12 protein-coding genes and 1 tRNA gene are annotated in these 21,131 nt (G+C 29.4%); 9 read left to right on the forward strand and 4 right to left on the reverse strand.

Annotated features, from left to right (window positions below; translation table 11 throughout):
- The first annotated feature begins 124 nt into the window (after positions 1 to 124).
- Together GM3708_RS00380 and GM3708_RS00385 are read left to right on the forward strand one after the other, a co-directional pair.
- The gene (locus GM3708_RS00380) at positions 125 to 745 is read left to right on the forward strand and encodes a heme-copper oxidase subunit III (protein ID WP_066342899.1); all 621 of its coding nucleotides are present in this window, start codon (positions 125 to 127) and stop codon (positions 743 to 745) included.
- Between the two features lie 206 nt (positions 746 to 951).
- Positions 952 to 1,743: a helix-turn-helix domain-containing protein gene (locus GM3708_RS00385; protein ID WP_066342902.1), complete on the forward strand. Its 792-nt coding sequence runs from the start codon at positions 952 to 954 to the stop codon at positions 1,741 to 1,743.
- A gap of 335 nt (positions 1,744 to 2,078) precedes the next feature.
- On the opposite strand, the gene GM3708_RS00390 is transcribed toward GM3708_RS00385, so the two are convergent.
- A complete protein-coding gene (locus GM3708_RS00390) occupies positions 2,079 to 2,597 on the reverse strand; it encodes a pentapeptide repeat-containing protein (RefSeq protein ID WP_231933002.1) in 519 nt (172 codons plus the stop codon).
- 110 nt (positions 2,598 to 2,707) lie between these two features.
- Between GM3708_RS00390 and GM3708_RS00395 the strand changes: the two genes are divergently transcribed.
- The 5 genes from GM3708_RS00395 to GM3708_RS00415 all read left to right on the forward strand — a co-directional run bounded on the left by GM3708_RS00395 (position 2,708) and on the right by GM3708_RS00415 (position 9,987).
- Entirely contained in the window at positions 2,708 to 4,222 is a 1,515-nt protein-coding gene (locus GM3708_RS00395) for a bifunctional pantoate--beta-alanine ligase/(d)CMP kinase (protein ID WP_066342904.1), read from the forward strand.
- A 199-nt stretch (positions 4,223 to 4,421) separates the two neighbouring features.
- Positions 4,422 to 5,009 (forward strand): HupE/UreJ family protein, encoded by a 588-nt coding sequence (locus GM3708_RS00400; protein WP_066342905.1) that lies wholly within the window; start codon positions 4,422 to 4,424, stop codon positions 5,007 to 5,009.
- A 61-nt stretch (positions 5,010 to 5,070) separates the two neighbouring features.
- Entirely contained in the window at positions 5,071 to 6,879 is a 1,809-nt protein-coding gene (locus GM3708_RS00405; protein ID WP_066342908.1) for a hypothetical protein, read from the forward strand.
- Between the two features lie 179 nt (positions 6,880 to 7,058).
- Positions 7,059 to 8,186 carry a glycosyltransferase family 2 protein gene (locus GM3708_RS00410; protein WP_066342910.1) on the forward strand — a complete coding sequence of 376 codons (1,128 nt, stop codon included), beginning with the start codon at positions 7,059 to 7,061 and terminating at the stop codon, positions 8,184 to 8,186.
- Between the two features lie 115 nt (positions 8,187 to 8,301).
- Positions 8,302 to 9,987, forward strand: a complete 1,686-nt coding sequence (locus tag GM3708_RS00415) for a SulP family inorganic anion transporter (protein ID WP_066342915.1) — start codon at positions 8,302 to 8,304, stop codon at positions 9,985 to 9,987.
- 16 nt (positions 9,988 to 10,003) lie between these two features.
- On the opposite strand, the gene GM3708_RS00420 is transcribed toward GM3708_RS00415, so the two are convergent.
- On the reverse strand, positions 10,004 to 11,995 hold the full coding sequence (locus GM3708_RS00420; protein ID WP_071827549.1) for an ATP-binding protein: 1,992 nt from the start codon (positions 11,993 to 11,995) through the stop codon (positions 10,004 to 10,006).
- A 323-nt stretch (positions 11,996 to 12,318) separates the two neighbouring features.
- Between GM3708_RS00420 and sbcC the strand changes: the two genes are divergently transcribed.
- Positions 12,319 to 15,339, forward strand: a complete 3,021-nt coding sequence (gene sbcC, locus GM3708_RS00425) for an exonuclease subunit SbcC (protein WP_066342917.1) — start codon at positions 12,319 to 12,321, stop codon at positions 15,337 to 15,339.
- Between the two features lie 61 nt (positions 15,340 to 15,400).
- Positions 15,401 to 15,487: transfer RNA gene (locus GM3708_RS00430), tRNA-Ser, on the forward strand.
- A 119-nt stretch (positions 15,488 to 15,606) separates the two neighbouring features.
- Here the strand turns inward: GM3708_RS00430 and GM3708_RS00435 are convergent.
- The gene (locus GM3708_RS00435) at positions 15,607 to 18,309 is read right to left on the reverse strand and encodes a response regulator (protein WP_066342919.1); all 2,703 of its coding nucleotides are present in this window, start codon (positions 18,307 to 18,309) and stop codon (positions 15,607 to 15,609) included.
- A 155-nt stretch (positions 18,310 to 18,464) separates the two neighbouring features.
- Positions 18,465 to 21,026, reverse strand: coding sequence for a HAMP domain-containing methyl-accepting chemotaxis protein (locus tag GM3708_RS00440; protein ID WP_066342920.1), 2,562 nt, complete (start codon positions 21,024 to 21,026; stop codon positions 18,465 to 18,467).
- Between the last annotated feature and the right edge of the window lie 105 nt (positions 21,027 to 21,131).

Raw genomic sequence — 21,131 nt, forward strand, 5'->3', positions numbered from 1 at the left:
TGTATTTTTCTCTAATCTATAGTAACAAAGTATGATAATGGGCTTAAGCCCATTTCCTGACTTACCTTACATATCCTATCTACAATTTGTCTCGATACCTATTAACTCCTATTAACTATTAATTATGCAAAGTTCAACTATTGACTCTCAAGTTACAGTAGGCTACGAAAAAGATGCCGAATCTCATCATCATGGACATCCCGATCATAGAATGTTTGGGTTAGTATTATTTCTTATCGCTGAAAGTATGATCTTTTTTGGTCTTTTCAGTGCTTATATGATCTATTATGCGACTATGCCAGAATGGCCTATGGGTGATATTGAGTTAGAATTGCTTTTACCCGGTATAAACAGCATTATTCTTATTTCTAGTAGTTTTGTCATGCACAAAGGGCAAAGTTGTATTAGAAATAACGATGCAAAGGGTTTGCAATTATGGTTTACCATCACTGCTATTATGGGTGTTATCTTCTTGGGTGGACAACTTTATGAATATGCTCATACAGGTTTTGGTTTGACAGATAATCTTTTTACCAGTTGTTTTTATGTATTAACTGGTTTTCATGGTTTACACGTTACGGCAGGTTTATTATTCATCTTAGCGGTATTGTGGCGATCAAGAAAAGAAGGTCATTATTCAGCCAGTAAACATTTCGGCGTAGAAGCATCAGAATTATATTGGCACTTTGTGGATGTAATTTGGATTATTTTGTTTATTTTGGTTTATTTATTGCCATTACAGTAATTATTTGGGTAGGGTAAATATTGCCCTACTTAATACACATCAATTATTAGAATAGTTTAGGAGATCTCAACAATAAATCATCTTGATTGTTTCAAAGTTGTTTTAATATATTTCCTGAGAATACTTTTAATACAACTATAATAAAATCATAAGTTCTCCTTAACTGTGGGATGATATAATTGAGAAATAAATTTAAGTTACATGGCATGGCAAAAAAAAAGACTCCTAGTGAAACTAATATCCTGAGTTTACTAACAGAAAATTCCTATTTATTTAAAGGATTAAATCAGGAAGAATTAAGTTCTTATTTACCGACAGATAGTCTCATTAAAGAAAAACTTTTTTCTAATCGTCCTGTATTTACGGCTTTTTTACCTGATGAAAGTTTAGATAGTTTATATATAATCTTAGAAGGTGGACCTGTTATTGTTCGTAGTAATCCTTTAGATAGAATTATTTCTATTACCTATGCCCGAGGGTGCTTTGGTATGCGTAGTTTACCCTTTAGTCATGGTTTTGCTACAAAAAGTTTTCCTAGTTTAGTGGAGGCTTATAAAACAACTTATATTACTAAAATTCCTTTAGTATCCTTACAGAAAATTTATGATCATTTTGAGTTAGTGCGTGAACGTTATAATACTCTATTTGAATTAAGAGAAAAATTTACTTATCATTTACTCAATTGTAGTAGCTATCCACCTCAAGCTGTCGCATCTTTATTGAGAGCATTAATTTATCAAGAAAGAGAATTAGAGAGTCAACCTGATAACAAAGGAGTTTATGTGCTAGATTTATCGGTAGAAGTTATAGCTAAAGCTTGTCAGTTGAATCAGCGCACGGTAGAACAAGTTTTAAAAGGTATGCAAAAACAAGGATTAATTAGCTTAGATAAAGATAACGATACTTCTGAGGATGTCATTAATATTCTCAATGCAGAAGAATTAAAAGAAGTTTATAGTGCTACTAGAGATAAGGTTTCATGGTGGCCTTTACGTTAAATGCTTTTACTAGGGTGATGCTCATTAATTATCGTTTACAAAAATTGTAGAAATACAAAATTAGCATATTTTTTACAATTTTTGAAGAACATTCAACCCCTCATCAAAACCTGAATTCGATATAAATTTGTTAGAAAAAATAAGACTTGGAGACGAGAGAATTAAAGAACTAGGTTAAAACTGATTTAAACATTATTAACATTGATTTTCGACAATTGTTGATCAAATTTAATTTTTTAAGTAGCTGAAATTTGATGTGTCATCAATCTTAAATCCCCCATAGTTCAAAATTTTAAGTCAAAATGAGGTATCAAAAGTCTTTTTCAGAAACTTTATTATTCTTTACATCCCAAACTGTCTCTAGTTTTTATCCCCGTAACAGGATTAATACCAGTGGCTTTTTCACACATTAAACTAACTTGATAACGATCAATCACAGCTCCAGAAAAATCTGCTCCTTCTATGTTAGTATCGTAAAATCGGGTACGAGTAGCAATGGCATCTACAAAAATAGCATTTCTTAAGTCAGATAAATCAAAAGTGACACGATCAATTAAAGCACCTGTAAAGTTAACACCCCGTAAATCTGCACCTAATAATATTCCTTCTGTCATGATGGCATTAGTAAGATTAGAATTTTGAAAAGAAGCATTTCTAAGATTAGTTGCCGCAAAAACTGAGCCTGTTAAGTCTCGATTAGAAAAATCTTGTCCTTCTAATTCAGCATAGGTGAAATTTAGAATTTCAGCATTAACTGGTTGAGGTGTTAACAGAATTAATCCAATACTTAAAAGTAAAAGTAAAAATATACAAAATACACGCCATAGAATAGTTAAAAATCGAGTCGAAATCATAATTTTTTTCTTACAGAAGGGATTAATAAGCAAAAGAAGAGAATTGACACTGAAAGGGTAGAATATTGAATTGACCATAGTAATTTATTCAATTAGAGTCTTTTATATAAATGTTAATTGTAGCGAGGATCACTAATTTAGAGACTGAAAGAAAAAAAATTTCATCGGAGTTGAAAATTGGTTTTGTTCCCACTATGGGAGCGTTACATTTAGGGCATGAAAGTTTAATAAAACAAGCAGTAACTGAAAATGATTATGTGGTAGTTAGTATATTTGTTAATCCTTTACAATTTAGCATTGATGAAGATTTAGATAAATATCCTAGACAATTAGAGAAAGACATCGAATTATGCGAAAAATTAGGAGTTAATCTCTTGTTTACCCCTTCAGAAGAAGAAATGAACACTTTAAAAGGAGAAATCACTTTTGTGACACCTCCTCTCTCAATGATGTCAGTTTTATGTGGAAAATATCGACAAGGACATTTTCAAGGAGTTGCTACCATTGTGACAAAATTGTTTAACTTAATTCAACCAAATATCGCTTATTTTGGGCAAAAAGATGCACAACAGGTGGCAATTATCAAAAAAATGGTCAATGATCTCCATATTCCTGTTAAAATCAAAGCTTGTACTATTATTCGGGGAAATTCAGGATTAGCACTAAGCTCAAGAAATCAATATTTAAGCTCTCAAGAAAAAGAAGAAGCAACATTGCTATTTAAGAGTTTAACTTTGGCAAAAGAGGCTTTTTTAAAAGGCGAAAAAAATACTCATAAATTAATCATAATTATTCAAAATGAGTTTAAAAATCATCCTTTTTTAAGTTTACAATACATAGAAATAGTTGACCCCGAAACTTTAAAACCGCTAACAATAATTGCTGATTCTGCTTTGATGGCTATTGCCGCTTATTGTGGTGATACTCGTTTGATAGATAATCTGATTTTAACTGTGAGAAAACCCATTATAGCCATAGATGGACCGGCGGGAGCAGGAAAATCCACCGTTAGCCGTCGTTTAGCCCATGAATTAGGCTTTTTATATCTTGATACTGGTGCTATGTATCGAGCTATTACTTGGTTAGTCATGGAAAATAAGATTGATGTTACTGATGAAAAAGCGATCGCAACATTGGTGAATACAGCAGAAATTGATTTATTCCCAAGCCCAGATTTAAACATACCCGTCACTGTCAAAGTTAATCAAAAAGACGTTACTCAGGTAATTCGCACTCCTTTAGTTACGGCTAATGTATCGAAAGTATCTGCACAAAAATCTGTGAGAGAAAAATTAGTAAAACTTCAACAAGAATATGGCATACAAGGGGGGATTGTCGCTGAAGGAAGAGATATTGGTACAAATGTTTTTCCTACTGCACAATTAAAAATATTTTTGACGGCATCGCCAACAGCAAGGGCAAAAAGACGATTAATAGATTTAAAAAATCAGGGAGAAAATAATATTAATTTAGAGGGATTAATTAACGATATTCAACAAAGAGATTATCTTGATAGTACCAGAGAAATTTCTCCTCTTAGAAAAGCAGAAAATGCCATAGAAATTATTACTGATGATTTTACTATTGAAGAGGTAATTAATAATATTAAAAGTTATTTAATTTAATTTGTTTCGTCCTGAAGTGATTATATTTTACTCAAAATGTTAGCATTTCGCTAAAGCTAATTAGCGATAGCTAATCGCTTTAAAAATTTCAAAACTTCTATAGTAAGATTGCTATATATCCATAGATTATGTCATGGAAAATGTAACTAACCTCAATTTAAAATTAATATTTTTTCTCCCAATTGTCTTAATAAATCTAATGATTTCTGTCGCACTGGTATCTTATAATACCGAGAATATTCTTCCCGATAACTTTTACACTGGTTTGATGGCAGGTTTAGCACATCCTATCATTGCCTTAAACCATTTAACGTTTATTATCGGTGTCGGATTATTAGGTAGTTTATGCTCTTGGGGTATAATTATTGCTGTAGTTTTTGTCTTGACTTCGATATTAGGTACATTTGTTAATTTAATGAGTATAAACTTACCAGTTCCTGAGTTGATTATTTCTTTATCGGTTTCAACAATTGGTTTAATGTTAGCCAAAAGCAAATTACCTAAAAATTTTACAGCGATAACTCTAACATTAATAGCTGGAATTTTTCATGGCTATAGTTATGGAGAAAGTATCATCGGGGCAAAAAATACTCCTTTATTTGCTTATATAACAGGTTTTGTCTCAATTCAAGTTATTGTTATTTTTTGCTATTATAAATTTTCTAAATTATGGCAGAATAAATCTTCCGATAATTCTTCTCCTTCTTCTTCTTTAATTGTAAGATTAATAGGCTGTGGTATTTTTGGTATGGGTATAACTTTTATGTCTAATTTTTTAGGGGCATAAATTATTAATAATGAAAACAATTAACTATTACAATTAACCATCAATTATTAATTAAATTATTATGCTTATTCCTTTAATTAGTACTTTTATTGCGATTATTATTAGTGCAATTAGTTTTTTTATTTATCAAGGCAAATTTATTCTTATTCCTGATAATGTATCTACTATTTTTAAACAAAATAAGCTAATAGTTATAGGTCTCAATTTTATCGCTTTTGGTCTATTATTAGGATTAGTTGGCTATGTTTTAAGTCTAGGAGGAAACTTTCGTTATTTAAGAGTTATTATTTTAGTTATTGGTTGTCTTTGTTTAAAAATATCTGTAGCTAAAGAAATAGATAAGTTACCTGAATTACCTGATTTTTTCAAAGCTATTCTTAATATCAATAATACTCAAGTTTTACAAATATTTGCAACTATTATTGTTAGTTTTTTGCTAATAAAAAGTTTAGTAGCAGTAGATTGGATTAACGGTGATACTTGGATGTATCAATTACCTTTTGCCGCTCGTTTTTGGGGTTTAGTTTCTCCAGAACAATATATGTTTGAAGCAGAAAGAGAACCTTTTTTTAATACTTCTACAATGTTACCTAACATTCTACAAGGTTTTTTTTGGTATTTATTTGGAATAAAACGTCCTCAAGGTGCTAATTTAGTTAGTTTTTTAAGTTTAATTGGTTATTTTATTTTTATTAAACATTATCTAAAAATTCCCTATTATTTATCAGTTATTGCTATTTTAGCAGTTCCTTTAATTCACATTGCCGCTACCAGTTGTTATGTCGATTTATTAACTAATGTTGGTTTTGCCATCACTTTAATTATAACCTATTTATTATATTTAAAAGAAGATTTTATTAACTATAAAAACGTCTCTATATTTATTTTAGGGGGCTTTATTGCAGCTAACAGTAAATATTTATTAGTGCCTCCTTTAGTATTAGTTATATTTTTTGTTTTTATCAGAATTTTGTGGTTAATTTTTTATCGTTTCAATCCTGCTAGTAAAATTAAAAATATTTTAACTTTAATTTTTACTATGGCTGGAGCAAATATTATAATTTTTCTAACATCATTTAAAAATTTAGTTATTTATCAAAACCCTTTTTATCCTTTAAAAATAACTATTTTTGGCTATGAATTCAATCATACTGTTGTCCCTAGTGAAGATTATATGTCAGATAAAATTGAGGCAATGTTTCCGATACAAAGATGGCTTTTTTCTTTATTAGAAATAGGTGCTTTTGACGAAAGAAGACCTTGGAAATGGACAATTGCAATGGATTATGTGCCTTTAGATGCTGATACTTTTGGCATGGGAGGATATTTTGCAATTTATGTTATTTTTAATATCATCTTATTTGCTTTTTTATGTAGAAAAAATAATCCAGAAACAAGAGTCGCTTTAGGAATGGTAATTATCATGACATTAGTTACTCCTTTTCTGCCTTTTTCCTATCAATTAAGATACTATATGTATTGGATAATAATTTTAATAACTTTTAATTTATATTTGCTTTTGCAACATTATCAATTAACTAAAAGTTTATGGTTAAAACCTCAAAACTACGGTTATGTTGGCATAATAATTATGATGATTTTTGTTATTTCTACTCGCTGGGATTACACTTATCCAAATCCTATGTCTTTAGATAAATTTATGAATAATGATAATCGTGTAAATCCAGAAGTTATCGCCATACTAGAAGAAAAAAAACAGGCTTGTTTAGTAGGTTTTACTCCTCTAACTTTTTTATATAATTCTCAATTTCATGAAGGCAAAAATTATTCAGTTAAAGCCGAATTTAGTTATGGTGAAGAAGAAGTACGAAAAAAATGCGGTGATCGACCTATAATATATAAGAAATAGTGGTGTTAAGACTAAAAGAATCGGAAAACATTAAACTTCTTGCAAAATAAAAACTAAAATCTATTTAAAGTGATAAATTATCAATTTTAATAACTATTGCCCATTGTAAGAGTGTCCATTGCCGAACAATTCTTAATTATTCATTATCAATTATTCATTATCAATTACTCATTACCTAAATGGATTCTCTCGAATTGTCAATTATTATGCCTTGTCTTAATGAAGCGGAGACTCTTGCTACTTGCATTGAGAAAGCACAATGGTATTTACAGGAATATCAGCTGAAAGGAGAAGTACTTATTGCAGATAATGGTAGTGATGATGGTTCACAAGAAATCGCTATGAAAATGGGTGCAACCCTAGTTAACGTAAGAGAAAAAGGCTATGGTAGTGCCATTATGGGGGGAATCTTAGGGGCAAAAGGAGAGTTTATAATTATGGCAGATGCTGATGATAGTTATGACTTTACAAATCTAAATCCTTTTGTGGAAAAATTGCGTAGTGGTTATGATTTAGTTATGGGAAATCGGTTTAAAGGTGGAATAAAACCTGATGCGATGCCTTTTCTTCACAAATATTTGGGTAATCCTGTACTAACATGGTTAGGTAAGTTATTTTTTCGTAGTCCGTGTAATGATTTTCACTGTGGCTTGAGAGGGTTTCGTAAACAAGCAATTTTAGGTTTAAATTTACGTACTACTGGTATGGAGTTTGCCTCTGAAATGGTAGTAAAATCAACATTAAACGGTTTAAAAATAACGGAAGTTCCCACTACTTTATCACCTGATGGGCGTTCTCGTAAACCTCATTTACGCACATGGCGTGATGGTTGGCGACATTTACGGTTTTTATTATTATATAGTCCTCGTTGGTTATTTCTGTATCCCGGATTTTTTCTTATGGTTATGGGTTTGATTAGTACCATAATTTTATTATCTAGTCCGAGAGTTCACAGTTTATTATATTCCGCTACGGCAATTATTATTGGATTTCAATTAGTTAATTTTGCTATTTTTACTAAAGTTTATGGGATTCAAGAAGGATTATTACCACAAGATAAAAAGTTCTTAAAATTTCTTGATTTTTTTACTTTAGAACAAGGATTAATTTTTGGAACAATATTGTTTATTCTTGGTGGGATTACTTCTATTTTTGCTTTATTTCAGTGGGAATCTGTAGGTTTTGGCTCTTTAAACCCTATATTAACTATGCGTTTAGTTATTCCTTCTGTTACAGCGATCGCCTTAGGTTTACAAGTAATTTTTGCTAGTTTTTTCCTCAGTATTTTTCAACTAAAAACTAAATAATATTGATGATAATTAAGGTTTAAGACCCAAAATTAACTAAAGTTTTTTTGAATTATTTAAACAAATTTAAGTTTTTTGTACCTATTTGTTTCATTGTGGTGTCAGCATTTTTTTTATGACAAACTCAATTTTTATCGGACTCAAACATTTATCATCTTATCAGTCTTCTTGGTTACGAGGTGATTTGTTAGCAGGAGTAACCGTAGCCGCTTATTTGATTCCTCAATGTATGGCATACGCCGAATTAGCTGGGGCTGAACCTGTGGTAGGATTATGGGCGATTTTACCACCAATGATTATTTACACCATATTTGGATCATCTTCTCAACTTTCTGTCGGTCCAGAGTCAACTACGGCAGTAATGACTGCTGTGACAATATCTCCTATCCTAGCACAAGCAAATACAAATATAAACTATGCAAATTTAAGTGGCTTATTAGCGGTTTTAGTGGGAATTACTTGTATCATGGGTTATTTTGCGAAACTAGGATTTTTAGCTGAATTACTATCTAAGCCCATTTTAGTCGGTTATATGGCTGGTGTCGCCATTATCATGATAGTGGGACAATTGAGTAAGATTAGTGGTATCAAAATTGATTCGGATGAAGTTTTTGAGCAAATTATTCAATTCTTAACGAATATTGACCAAATTCACTTTCCCACCTTCATTTTAGCCATTTTTATCCTAGCATTTTTAATTATTATTCAAAATAGATTCCCAAAACTACCTGGTTCTCTACTAGCAATATTATTAACTACAGTAATAGTTAATATTTTCCATCTTGATAAACAGGGGGTTGCTATTATTGGAGAAATTCCTGCCAAGTTACCTAATTTTACTTTTCCTTATGTTTCCTTTAACCATTTAACATATTTAACAACGGCAGCCATTGGAATTGCTATTGTGGGTTACTCTGATAATGTTTTAACGGCAAGGGCTTTTGCTATTCGTAACGGCTATAAAATTAATGCTAATCAAGAATTACTAGCTTTAGGAATGTCTAATTTAGTTACGGGATTAATACAAGGATTTCCTATCAGCAGTAGTGGTAGTAGAACAGCTATTGGCGATTCTTCAGGTAGTAAGACACAATTATTTTCTATAGTTGCCTTAGTTGTAGTAATTTTAGTCTTGATTTTTTTTCGTCCTTTATTGATGCTTTTTCCGAAAACGGGTTTAGGTGCAATTGTCATTTATGCGGCAATTCGCTTAATTGATATACCCGAATTTATTCGGTTACAAAATTTTAAACTCAGTGAATTTCGATTAGCAATAATTACTTTTTTTGGGGTGTTAGCTACAAATATTTTAGTGGGCATAGGAATAGCAGTGGCATTATCTGTAATTGATTTATTCACGAAAGTAGCACGTCCCCATGATGCCGTATTAGGAACAATTCCTAATTTACCCGGACTTCATGATATTGATGACTGGGAGGGAGCAACTACTATTTCTGGATTAGTTATCTATCGCTATGATGCACCTCTTTGTTTTGCTAATGTGGAAAATTTCAAGGAAAGAGCAATAAAGGCAATTAAAGCAGAAATAGAACCCGTAGAATGGTTTATCTTAAATACTGAAGCTATTGTAGAAATTGATATTACAGCTGCCGATATGCTGGAAGAATTACGTCAAGAATTAGCGTCTCGAAATATTACTTTTGGTTTAGCACGGGTAAAACAAGATCTTTATCACCAATTGCAAAAATCAGGATTAATTGATGCTATTGGTAGTGAGCGAATTTATTTAACTTTACATACTGCTATTGATAGTTTCCAAAATAGAAATAAAAAACTTTGAATACGGTAATGATCAACTAATTATCGAGTAAAATTTGCTCTATGTTTAAAATTTTTTCTTGGAGTAAAGCTAAAGAAATAGGTTTGCAAAGATAATCATTCATCCCCGCATCTATGCACATTTCTCGATCATTTTTAAGAGCATTAGCTGTAACAGCAATAATATAAGGTTGTTTATCTTCAGGGAAATTATTACGAATCAAAATAGAAGTCTCTAAACCGTCCATTTCGGGCATTTGTATATCCATTAAAATTAAATCATAATCTTTTGTTTTTAATGCTTCAATTACTTTTAAACCATTAATGGCAACATCCGCCTGATAACCTAATTTTTTGAGAGTTAATAAAGCTACTTTTTGATTAACCAAATTATCTTCTGCTAGTAAAATTTTCAAAGAAGAAATTAATGGCACAGTAACAGGAAAAGATGTGTTTTCAACATCACGAGGAGAATCATTTTCTGGAAGGGGAAGAATAATTGTAAAATAAAAAATAGAACCAATATTAATTTTACTTTCTAACCATATTTTACCATCCATTTTTTCTATTAAATTTTTGCTAATAACTAATCCTAAACCAGTACCACCATATTTACGATTAGTCGAAGCATCTAATTGAGAAAAAGGTTTAAATAATTGAGGTTGTTTTTGAGGAGAAATACCAATACCAGTATCTTTAATAGTGAAAAGAATTTGAAATTTTGAAGGTGAATTTTCCCCTACAATTTTTTCCCCTGTCACGGTAATAATAATTTCTCCTTTATCAGTAAATTTAAGAGCATTACTAATTAAGTTTAGTAAAATTTGTTGTAAACGGAGTCTATCTCCTAGTAAAAATTGAGGAATTACTTCATCTATATTGTAGGTGAATTTTAAGCCTTTTTCTTGAGCCTGAAAACTAAATAAGTCAATAACATTTTTTATACATTCTTTTAAGGAAAAAGATTCATTTTTTAGTTCTAAATTATCTGATTCTATTTTAGAAAAATCAAGAATATCATTAAGAATATTTAAAAGATTATCACTGCTATGATAAATAACTTGAACAAAATCTTGTTGCTGATTATTTAAAGGGGTATCTTTTAATAAGTTAATCATTCCCAGAATACCATTCATCGGAGTGCGAATTTCATGACTCATCATTGCTAAAAATTGACTTTTGGCAATACTGGCAGATTCTGCTTGTTTTTTGGCTTCTAGCAATAATAGATTACGATTTTGAAATTCAAATAATAAGTAAATAACCCATGCTAATAACCATGATAATATTAACGAAATAACGAGAATAATATGGGGTAAAAATGATTGATGAATCTTGAGAAAATAGTTGGAAGGAATAATTTTGATTTCCCAATTAATTCCCCTTGAATCTAAATTAATAGATTGTTGCCATTCCAGATTATCTTTAGCATCAGAATAAATAGTACTATAAATTAATTCTGAATCTTGATAAATAAATATCTGATAACCTTCAATAACCTCGTGACGTAATATAGAATATAATAAGCTATGAAGATTAAAAACTCCTAAAATAAATCCATCAAATTGGTTATTTTTTTTTTCTAAAAAAATAGGAGTATAGATAATAAAACCTCTAATTCCTTGAACTAAATTAAGGGTTCTACTAAAATAAGTTTTTTGTTGATTCTTTGCAATTTTTAAAGCTTTTTTTCTATTTTCTTCAAAGCCCAAATAAAGATTTTTAGCTTTTTCATTATTTTTTTCTGGCATTATCCAACGCACAATATAGTCTTTATCAACCCTCTCTATTGCCTGATAACCATTATAATCTTCAACATATTTCTGAGCATCAGATTTCCATTTTAGTTCTGGAGTACCATTCTCAAAACTCCATCGTTTACTCATTCTCTCTAATGCTAAGATACGAGTGTCCAATTCTGTGTCTATTTTATTACGAAGGGAAACTAATTGAGCTTGTACTAAATTTTCAATTTGTTTATTTTCATTAATAAGTAATAATTTGAAAACCCATATATTTATTACTGTCATCACTATACCTGTAAATAGTGATATTAATATTTGATATTGCTTTAAGATTTGAACACGAAACTTCATGAAATATATTAAAATGCAAGTAGTTAACAATAAATAATGAGCTATTAGAAAAAATCTCTATGGCACAATTTTAGCTTATCCATTCGTAATCTGATCATATTCATTGTCTCATTATTTAGCTTAATTACTATTTAGTTACGATATTACTACTTACTTTTATTTATTAAGCTAAAATTTATTTAACTTGCTTGTTTTAAGTTACTAAAAATAAAAAAAACTATTATCAATCATTAATTATTCATTATCAATTATTTACTATGATTCCTCGTCAATTAACATTACAAAATTTTTTGAGTTATCGTCAGGCAAAATTAGATTTTTCTGGCTTACATACAGCTTGTATTTGTGGTGCAAATGGAGCAGGAAAATCATCCCTTTTAGAAGCAATTACTTGGGCAATTTGGGGCAAAACTCGTACCGCTAGTGAGGATGATATTATTCATTTAGGAGAAAAAAATACAAGGGTAGATTTTGAATTTATTTATGATGAGGAATATTATAGAGTTATTCGCACTCGTCAAAAAAAAGGTGGTGGCACTTTAGATTTTCAAATTATTAATAGTAATGGTTATAAATCCTTATCGGGAAAAAATCTTAGTGATACTCAAAAAGAAATTATCAAATGTTTAAAAATTGACTATGATACTTTTACTAATTCTGCCTATTTAAGACAAGGTAGAGCTGATGAATTTATGTTAAGAAAACCAGCAGAAAGAAAAAAAATTCTTGCAGATTTATTAAAGTTAGATCAATATGAAAAATTAGCAGAAGAATCCAAAGATTTAGCTAAACAATATAAAATTCGTAGTGAAGATATAACCCAACAATTAGAAGATGTTAATAATAAGTTGGAAGAAAAAGAAGCGATAAAATTAGAGTTAGATAATACGAATAAAGATTTAGAATACTGTAAATCTTTAGAGCAACAAAAAATTATAAAATTGGAAGATATTAAAAGTTTACATAATCAAAGAAAAACATGGGAAGAAAGATTAAATTGGCAAACAAATCAATTAGATAAAATTTTTGATAAAATACAGCAATTAGAAACAGAAAAATCGATTTTAGAAAAAGATATTGATAATTTGAGTGCTATTTTAGAACAAGAAGAAAAAACTTTATCAAATTATTATGAATTAAATAAGTTGATTGAAAAAGATAAAGAATTAACTCAAAAATTTGCAATGTATCAACAGTTATTAGAAACAAAGCAAAAATTAGAGCAACAACTAAGAGAAGAAACTAATAGTTTAATTTTAAGTATTCAAAGAGAAAAAACTAACTTAGAAAATTTACTAAAACAGGAGAAAGATTTAGAAAAAATTATTAGTAAAAATGATGATTTAACTGCTGATTTAGAAAAACTTAATTCCCTGCGTGAAAGATTAAATGAATTAGATAATATTCAATTAAAAATTACTCCTTATTTACAACAACAACAAACTATTAAAACTGAATTAGAGAAAGAGAAAGCAAGGTTACAAGCTAAATTAGAACAGTTACAAGAAAAAGAAGTAAATTTACAAGTTACCTTAGCACAAGTACCTCTTAAAAGACAGGAATTTTTTAGTTTACAAAAACAGTTAAAAAAATTGGAAGATGCTAAAAATTATCAGAAGAGAATTCAAGAAAAAGCAGAAGAAAAAAAAAGTTTAATTCAACAATCTATTCTACAACAAGAAAGTTTAGCTAGAGAAATTATTAAGTTAAATAACAAGCTAGAAATGTTGAATAAAGATCATGCTATTTGTCCATTATGTGAATCAACATTAGATGAAAATCACCTCCATCATGTTATTACGAAAACTCAAGAAGAACAAAAACAAATAGAATCAGATTCTTGGCATTATGAAACAGAAAAAGTTAATTGTGAAAGAGAGTTAGAAAAGTTAAGGGTTGAGTATAGAAAATTAAATGATGAATTAGCCCATGAAAATAGCTTAAAACAAGATTATGCTAAACTTGAAAATCAATTAGATTTAACAGAAGATATTTATAATCAATCGGTAGAAATTGAACAAAAAATAGCTGAATTAATATTTTTATTAGACAATGAAAATTATGCTCAATCTTTGCAATTAGAATTAACTAATCTCGAACAAAAAATTCTCAATCTAAATTATAATGAAAAAACCCATGCTTTATTAAGACAAGAAGAAGCTAATTTAAGAAAGGTTGAATATCATCAGTTAAAAATTAAAGATGCAGAAAAAGAATTGAATAAGTTATTAAAGAAAAAACCTCTGTTAGAATCTCAAATTCAGCAATTAGAAATAGATTTACAAAAATTAAGTACAAATTCTTCCCTTCAGTTAGAGATAAATGAGATTAAAAATCAGATTAAAACTATTGATTATGATCACAAATATCATAATAATGTCAGAGAAAATATTCAACAGTTACAAAGTTATCAAAATCAATATGTAGAATTACAACAAGCACAAAAACAGTATCCTCAATATCAAGAAAAGTTATCTCAATTAATAAATAATATCAATAATTATCAACAAGAAAAAATCACAGCTGAAGTAGAATTAAATACTATTAATTATCAATTATCTCAACTGATAGATTATACTGTGGAATTAAATAATTTAACCCATCAATGTTTTCAATATCGTGAAAATATTAATGATTTATTGAGAAAAAAAGGAGGATTAGAACAATCTTTAGCTCATCTTAAAGATCGAGAAAATGAAAAAATAAAATTAGAAAATACATTACAAGAATGTCAGAAAAACTATCGTATTTATCAAGAATTAACTATTGCTTTTGGTAAAAATGGTATTCAGTCTTTAATGATTGAAAACGTTTTACCAGAAATTCAAACCGAAGCCAATAATATTTTATCTCGCTTAACCAACAGTCAATTAAGTGTTGAATTTTTAACTCAAAAACCAAAATCTAGTCGCAGTAAATCTTCTTCTGTGTTTAAGGACACTTTAGAGATTATCATTTCCGATGCTCAAGGCACAAGATCTTATGAAACCTATTCTGGTGGTGAAGCATTCCGCATTAATTTTTCTATCCGTTTAGCTTTATCTCGAATTTTAGCTCAAAGGTCAGGAACAGCGCTACAATTATTAATCATCGATGAAGGTTTCGGAACTCAAGATTCTGAAGGTTGCGATCGCCTAATTGCCGCTTTAAATGCGATTGCTGAAGACTTTTCTTGTATTCTAACCGTTACTCATATGCCACAATTCAAAGAAGCATTTCAAACAAGAATCGAAGTATATAAAACGGAAACTGGCTCAAAAATACAGCTTTCCATTTAATAATGATTTATCCTTGTCAAATTTTTTAAAAACCGTTATAATCATTAATTGTGTCATCTTTGGAGAGGTGGCCGAGCGGTTGAAGGCGCAGCACTGGAAATGCTGTTTGGGGGTAACTTCAACGAGGGTTCGAATCCCTCCCTCTCCGTATAAATTAAAAGAGTCTTTTAGTGTTTACTAGAAGACTTTTTTGTTGGTATAGTATCTTTTTATCCCTTGATTTTCATTATTTCTCTTATCTTCACTAAAAATTTTTTTTATCATATCCTAATTAATAGTCAATAATTCGTTGATTTTCTCTAAAATACTAATAGGATTAAAAGGCTTGGTTACATAAGCGTTTGCACCTAAATCAAAGGCTTTTTTTCTATGTAAATTATTATCACGAGAAGTAAGAATAATAATCGGTAGATTTCGCCATTTTTCTGACACTCTAATTAATTGAAGCATTTTATAACCGTCAAAACCGGGCATTTCTAAATCACAAATAGCCAAGTCAAAATCTATAGAATTATTTTGCAAAGTATTCCATGCCTCCTTACCATCTCGACACTGAGTAACGTTATAGCCAACTTGACTTAAGACTCGATTTAAACTACGTCTCACGGTAACAGAGTCATCAATAATTATTATCGATAATTTATCTTTAGCTATTAAGAAATTGTCATTATTATCTTGTTTTTGTGTTTTAAGTTGATGATTTGTTAATAAAGGTTTGAGATAATCTGGCACTAAAATTGGTACTATAGTACCTGTTCCTAGTATTGTACAACCACCGAGATAAGGAGGAATAATAACGGTATCATCAAAACTTTTTGTAACTAGAGGTTTTTCATCGATAATTGCATCTACTGCAATAATAACTTTTTCTTCATTTACATTTAATAATAAGCCAACATTAGCATTAGAAAATTGTGTAGAAATACTTTCATTATAAGGTAATATTTGATATAAATTATAAATAGAAATTTTTTGGTTTTCCCATATTAGTTGATTCTGATTAATTTTGTATTCTGATAAACGAATTATTCTGAGAATATTTTCAGAAGGAATGGCTATTAGTTGTGTTGACATTTTGACTAATAATAAAGAAATTATATTTAAAGCCATAGGAATTTTAAGTTGAAATTCTGTACCTTTTCCTATTTCTGTATTAACTTGGATAGTGCCTCTTAATTTTTCAATTTCATCTTTGACAATATCCATACCCATACCTCTTCCAGATAAATTTGTCACTTGAGAAACTGTAGAAAATCCGGGAGAAAAAATAGTTCCTAAAATTTGTTCATTTGTGAATTCATTAAATTTGCTATTGGTAGGAAATAAGCTTAATTCTCTTGCTTTTTTATAAACTTTTTTAATATCAATTCCTCTACCATCATCAGCAATTTTTAAAATTATATTATTACCTTGAATTTTTGCTGTTAGAGTTATTTTTGCAGGTAAAATTTTACCTAATTTTTGTCTAATTTCTGGGGTTTCGATTCCATGATCAAAAGCATTTCTAATGATATGATTAAAAGGAGTTCTTAAACTTTCTATTATATTTTGATCTATAAAAATTTGTTTCCCTTCAATTACTAATTCAACTGATTTTTGATAAGTATTATTGAGATTTTCTAGTGGTTTGATGAAACTACCTGCTAAATTGATAAAAGGTACTAAACGCACTTGTCTTAATTCTTGATCTAATATATCAAGAGATTTTCTGATTTCGATTAATGTTTCTTGAAATTCTCTATTAATTAAGTCAAAATCTTCTCTGACTTCTTGTACTTGAGTAATTAATTCTGTTAAACTTTGTAAGGCACTGTGAACTTGAGTATATTCATCAAATTCTAAAGTATCAAAATCTGATAAATTTTCTATACTATCATTATTTTTAACAGGTAATTTATTATTTTCAACAATAGTTAATTGATCATAAATAGATTCTATTTCTTCTTTGAGTGGTGATAATAATTTAGTTTTTTTATTTAATTTATTACTACCTCTTTTTAGTTGGTTTTCATAAAGACTTAAACGCTCATAAAAAATTAATAATTGTCCGACAATATCTCCCATTTTATTTATTTTTTGAATCGGCACTCGTAAATTTCTATTATGAGTTATTTTTTGCGGTAAGTTTTCTTCAAAAGTAGTCTTTTCTTCCTTTTTTTCTATCAGTAATAAATTTTTAAATCTATCTGAAAATTTTATCTGTTTATCATCATTTTTTTCTAAATATTGTTGTCGATGATATTCAATTTCCGAGATCGATAATAAGGTAAAATTTTTAATAGAATCATGATTTTTTAATTTTAAATTTTTGATTTCTTCAATAAGATTAACTAGCCATTGACAATTTAAAGCCTGACCTAATAATTGACATTCTTCAATTAAAATATTTAAGTTATTGGTAATATTTTCTTCCGTTGCTAATGTCGGATTATTAATAATTTCTGTGACTCTTTCAATACAGGCAGATAAATCTTCTGTCAAAGCTATTTTAATAAAGTTATTATCAGCAAAACCAATATCAATTAATTCTTCTTGAGGATTAAAAGTTGTCAAAAATTGATTTAAAATTTCAAGTAACTCAATATTATTTGTATCATTAATAATTCCTTTTTTTTCTGAATCAACCAAATCTTCTAATTGATTAATTCCTAAATTTAATAACTCAAATGTTGTTTTTAAATCAGTAACTCTTTCTTGTTGTAAAGCATAAAAAATATCTTCAATTTTATGAGCTAATTGACTAACTATAAGCATTTCTGCCATCCCTGCACCACCTTTAATTGAATGGGCTGCTCGTGCTAATTCTTTATATAGATTAGCTAATTTTTGGGGATTTTTTTGATGATTAAATAATTCTTTTAACTCAATAATTCCAACTTTTAAAATATTTAAATATTCTGGGGCATCTTCTTCTAAAAAACAGTTACGTGCTTCTTGGGCAATAGCGGCTAAACTAATAGAATCTAACATAATAATTAATACTTGATAAGTGATAATTTCTAATTAACTTGGGTAAATGCCATTCACCCTTACAAATCACCTGAGTTTGACAACTGACGAGGAAGAAGATTAAGGGAGATGGAAGAGAGGAAAAAATCTCATTCATCCCTACAAATTTTTCATGATTAATTGACTTGAAAACGAGAAGCAGATTGCTGCATTTCTGTAGCTACTTTCACTAATTCCTGTAATGACTGAGATACGTAATTAGATTCTTCTGCGGTTTCTTTTGTTACCACTGCAACTTCCTGCATTTTATCATTGACTTTTTGAGAAATTAATTTTTGATTAACTGTACTTTGTGAGATAGACTCTAATAATGAATCAATCTCATTGCTTATTTGAGCTAGTTTTTGAAGAGTTTCCTTAGTATTTTTAACTAATTTTGTTCCTGTTACCACTTGAGTTGTACTTTCCTCCATCATTCTCATCATTTCGCTAGTTTCCTCTTGAATACTAACAACTAATTGCTCAATTTCTTGGGTAGAAAACGTAACTTGCTCTGCCAGTCGTCGCACTTCATCGGCTACCACTCGGAAACCTTGTCCATTTTCTCCTGCACGTGCCGCTTCAATAGAGGCATTAAAAGCTAAAAGATTCGTTTTTTCGGAAATACTGGAAATAATACTGACAATTTTGGAAATTTCTTGAGAGGAATCAGCTAATCGCTTTGCTTTTTTTGAAGTATCAGCAACGGTATTTCTAATTTGATAAATACTGTTAACGGTTTCATCAATCACATTCTCCCCTTCTTCAGCAGTTAACCGTGATTTTCGAGCAATTTGTGCGGCATTTTGGGCAGATTCACTTACTTTTTCGATAGATTGTGTAATTTCTTCAATAGATATTCCTACCGTTTGAATATATTGTTCTTGTTTGCTAGAATTTTGTGCAAGATGATTAACAGATTGCCCATTTGCCAACGCTGTTTCATTCACTTGATTCGCTGAAATAACAACCTGTTTGACTAATGCTTGTAAACTTCTAATGGTAGCGTTAAAGGCATCTGCAATCGAACCAACTTCACCTGATACTACTTCAGCTTGTACACTTAAATTACCCTTACTAGCTTCTTCAATATCTAATAAAAGATTAATCACATTTTTCTGCAAATTTTCCCGTTGTTGTTTCTGAAATTGTGCTTCTTTTTCCCTTTGTTGTGCAATATCTTCAATTGCTTCTGTATAACTTTCAATTCTTTCAGCCATTTCATTAAAAGTTAATGCTAATTGCCCAACTTCATCTTTTGAAGTAATTTTTGCCCTAACATTTTTATCTCCTGCACCAATTTTTTTAGCTGTTTGTTGTAATTTTTGAATTGGTTTTGTTAGCACTCTACCAAATATAATTGCTAAAATAATAGCGATAATTAATGTGAGAATACCTACTAAAATTTGATAAGTTAAACTTTCATTTAAAAGTTGTTGTAAATCAATTTCAGAAGTACCACGCACTACAAAAGCGATTTCTTCTCCTTTAAAATTAGGTAAAGCTTTTACTGCCACTGTATGCCATTTATTCTCTAAACGCATTCTACCAACCAAATCACCACCAATACCGACTTCTGCTTGTTTAAGTAAATCTAACTCAGGTAAAAGAATATTTGTTTTTGTTTGCTCACTACCTGGTTCTTGTAAGATGGAAGACACAGGCTGAAACTGTCCGTTATTAAACATATAAATGGCACTATAACCACCGCCAACAGCCTCGATAGTTTTTCTTAAAAATAACGTTTTATTATTAATAATTTCTCCCGCCATTAAAATTCCGATTACTTCTTGAGAATCAGGATTAATTACAGGCGTAAAGCTGATATTCATCAAGACATCTTGATTATCAATTCCAAGGGGTAAAGGGGGTTTTTCTGTCGTAATTTCATTCCAAGAAATAATCGCATTAGTTTGCAAACGACGAGGAAATTTTATTATTTCTGTGACTAAATTATCCAAGAAAAATTTTTGACCAGCTCTATCTTTATTAGCATTTACAATTATCTTACTATCTAAACCAATTAAAGTAGCATATTCAATTTGTCTAGCATTAGTTTCATTTTGTAAAATTCGTCTTATAGTATTTTTTAAATCAGGAGAAATATTACCCGTATCTTGATAACTTTTAGCCCCTTCAATGATGGCGACATTATCACTTTGTCCTCTAAATCCTGACTCCATTTCATTAATACGAGAATTATAATTAATTACTGATACGGCTAACTCTGCTACTGCTTGATTTTCTAATTGAGATCTTCCTAAAATAATAGTGATAATTCTTCCTGCTATAACTACTCCTAAAATTGAAATTAAACTTGATATTAATAAAGCAATAAACTGTTTATAAGCAATAGGTAAATCAATTATTTTTTGTATTAATGCAATAGATTGATTTTTAATTTTATCTGTTTTTACTTCTTTAACATTATCTTGTTTTTCTACTTCCTTTACTAAGTTTTTAATTTTAATTTCTCCCATCGCTTTTTGCGCAGTGTCAGCAAAAACTCCATCCTTATCTTCTTGAATAATCTCTTGATAAATTTTTACAGCTTCTTGATAATATTTTTCCTGCTGTAAAGCAGTAGCTAAATTTAATTTTGTAATTAAATCTGTTGGGTTTTCTGCTAAGGTAGTTTGTAAATTTTTGATAGTTTCAGAAAACTCATTATTATTAGTTTTTATGTCTAATTGATTCATGGAAATTACTTCTCAATATAAATAAGTAGGTTAATTTTTATATGTAAACTTTTTTATGGCTAAATTTGATTTTTTTATTAATTATTTATGCTGAATTATTTCATA

This window comes from Geminocystis sp. NIES-3708, assembly GCF_001548095.1.
Taxonomy (GTDB): Bacteria; Cyanobacteriota; Cyanobacteriia; order Cyanobacteriales; family Cyanobacteriaceae; genus Geminocystis.

Excerpts from the sequence above, each read along its gene's own strand:
- GM3708_RS00380 (WP_066342899.1), top strand. The coding sequence starts at position 125 with ATGCAAAGTTCAACTATTGACTCTCAAGTTACAGTAGGCTACGAAAAA.
- GM3708_RS00385 (WP_066342902.1), top strand. The coding sequence starts at position 952 with ATGGCAAAAAAAAAGACTCCTAGTGAAACTAATATCCTGAGTTTACTA.
- GM3708_RS00390 (WP_231933002.1), bottom strand. The coding sequence starts at position 2,597 with ATGATTTCGACTCGATTTTTAACTATTCTATGGCGTGTATTTTGTATA.
- GM3708_RS00395 (WP_066342904.1), top strand. The coding sequence starts at position 2,708 with ATGTTAATTGTAGCGAGGATCACTAATTTAGAGACTGAAAGAAAAAAA.
- GM3708_RS00400 (WP_066342905.1), top strand. The coding sequence starts at position 4,422 with ATGATTTCTGTCGCACTGGTATCTTATAATACCGAGAATATTCTTCCC.
- GM3708_RS00405 (WP_066342908.1), top strand. The coding sequence starts at position 5,071 with ATGCTTATTCCTTTAATTAGTACTTTTATTGCGATTATTATTAGTGCA.
- GM3708_RS00410 (WP_066342910.1), top strand. The coding sequence starts at position 7,059 with ATGGATTCTCTCGAATTGTCAATTATTATGCCTTGTCTTAATGAAGCG.
- GM3708_RS00415 (WP_066342915.1), top strand. The coding sequence starts at position 8,302 with ATGACAAACTCAATTTTTATCGGACTCAAACATTTATCATCTTATCAG.
- GM3708_RS00420 (WP_071827549.1), bottom strand. The coding sequence starts at position 11,995 with ATGACAGTAATAAATATATGGGTTTTCAAATTATTACTTATTAATGAA.
- sbcC (WP_066342917.1), top strand. The coding sequence starts at position 12,319 with ATGATTCCTCGTCAATTAACATTACAAAATTTTTTGAGTTATCGTCAG.
- GM3708_RS00435 (WP_066342919.1), bottom strand. The coding sequence starts at position 18,309 with ATGTTAGATTCTATTAGTTTAGCCGCTATTGCCCAAGAAGCACGTAAC.
- GM3708_RS00440 (WP_066342920.1), bottom strand. The coding sequence starts at position 21,026 with ATGAATCAATTAGACATAAAAACTAATAATAATGAGTTTTCTGAAACT.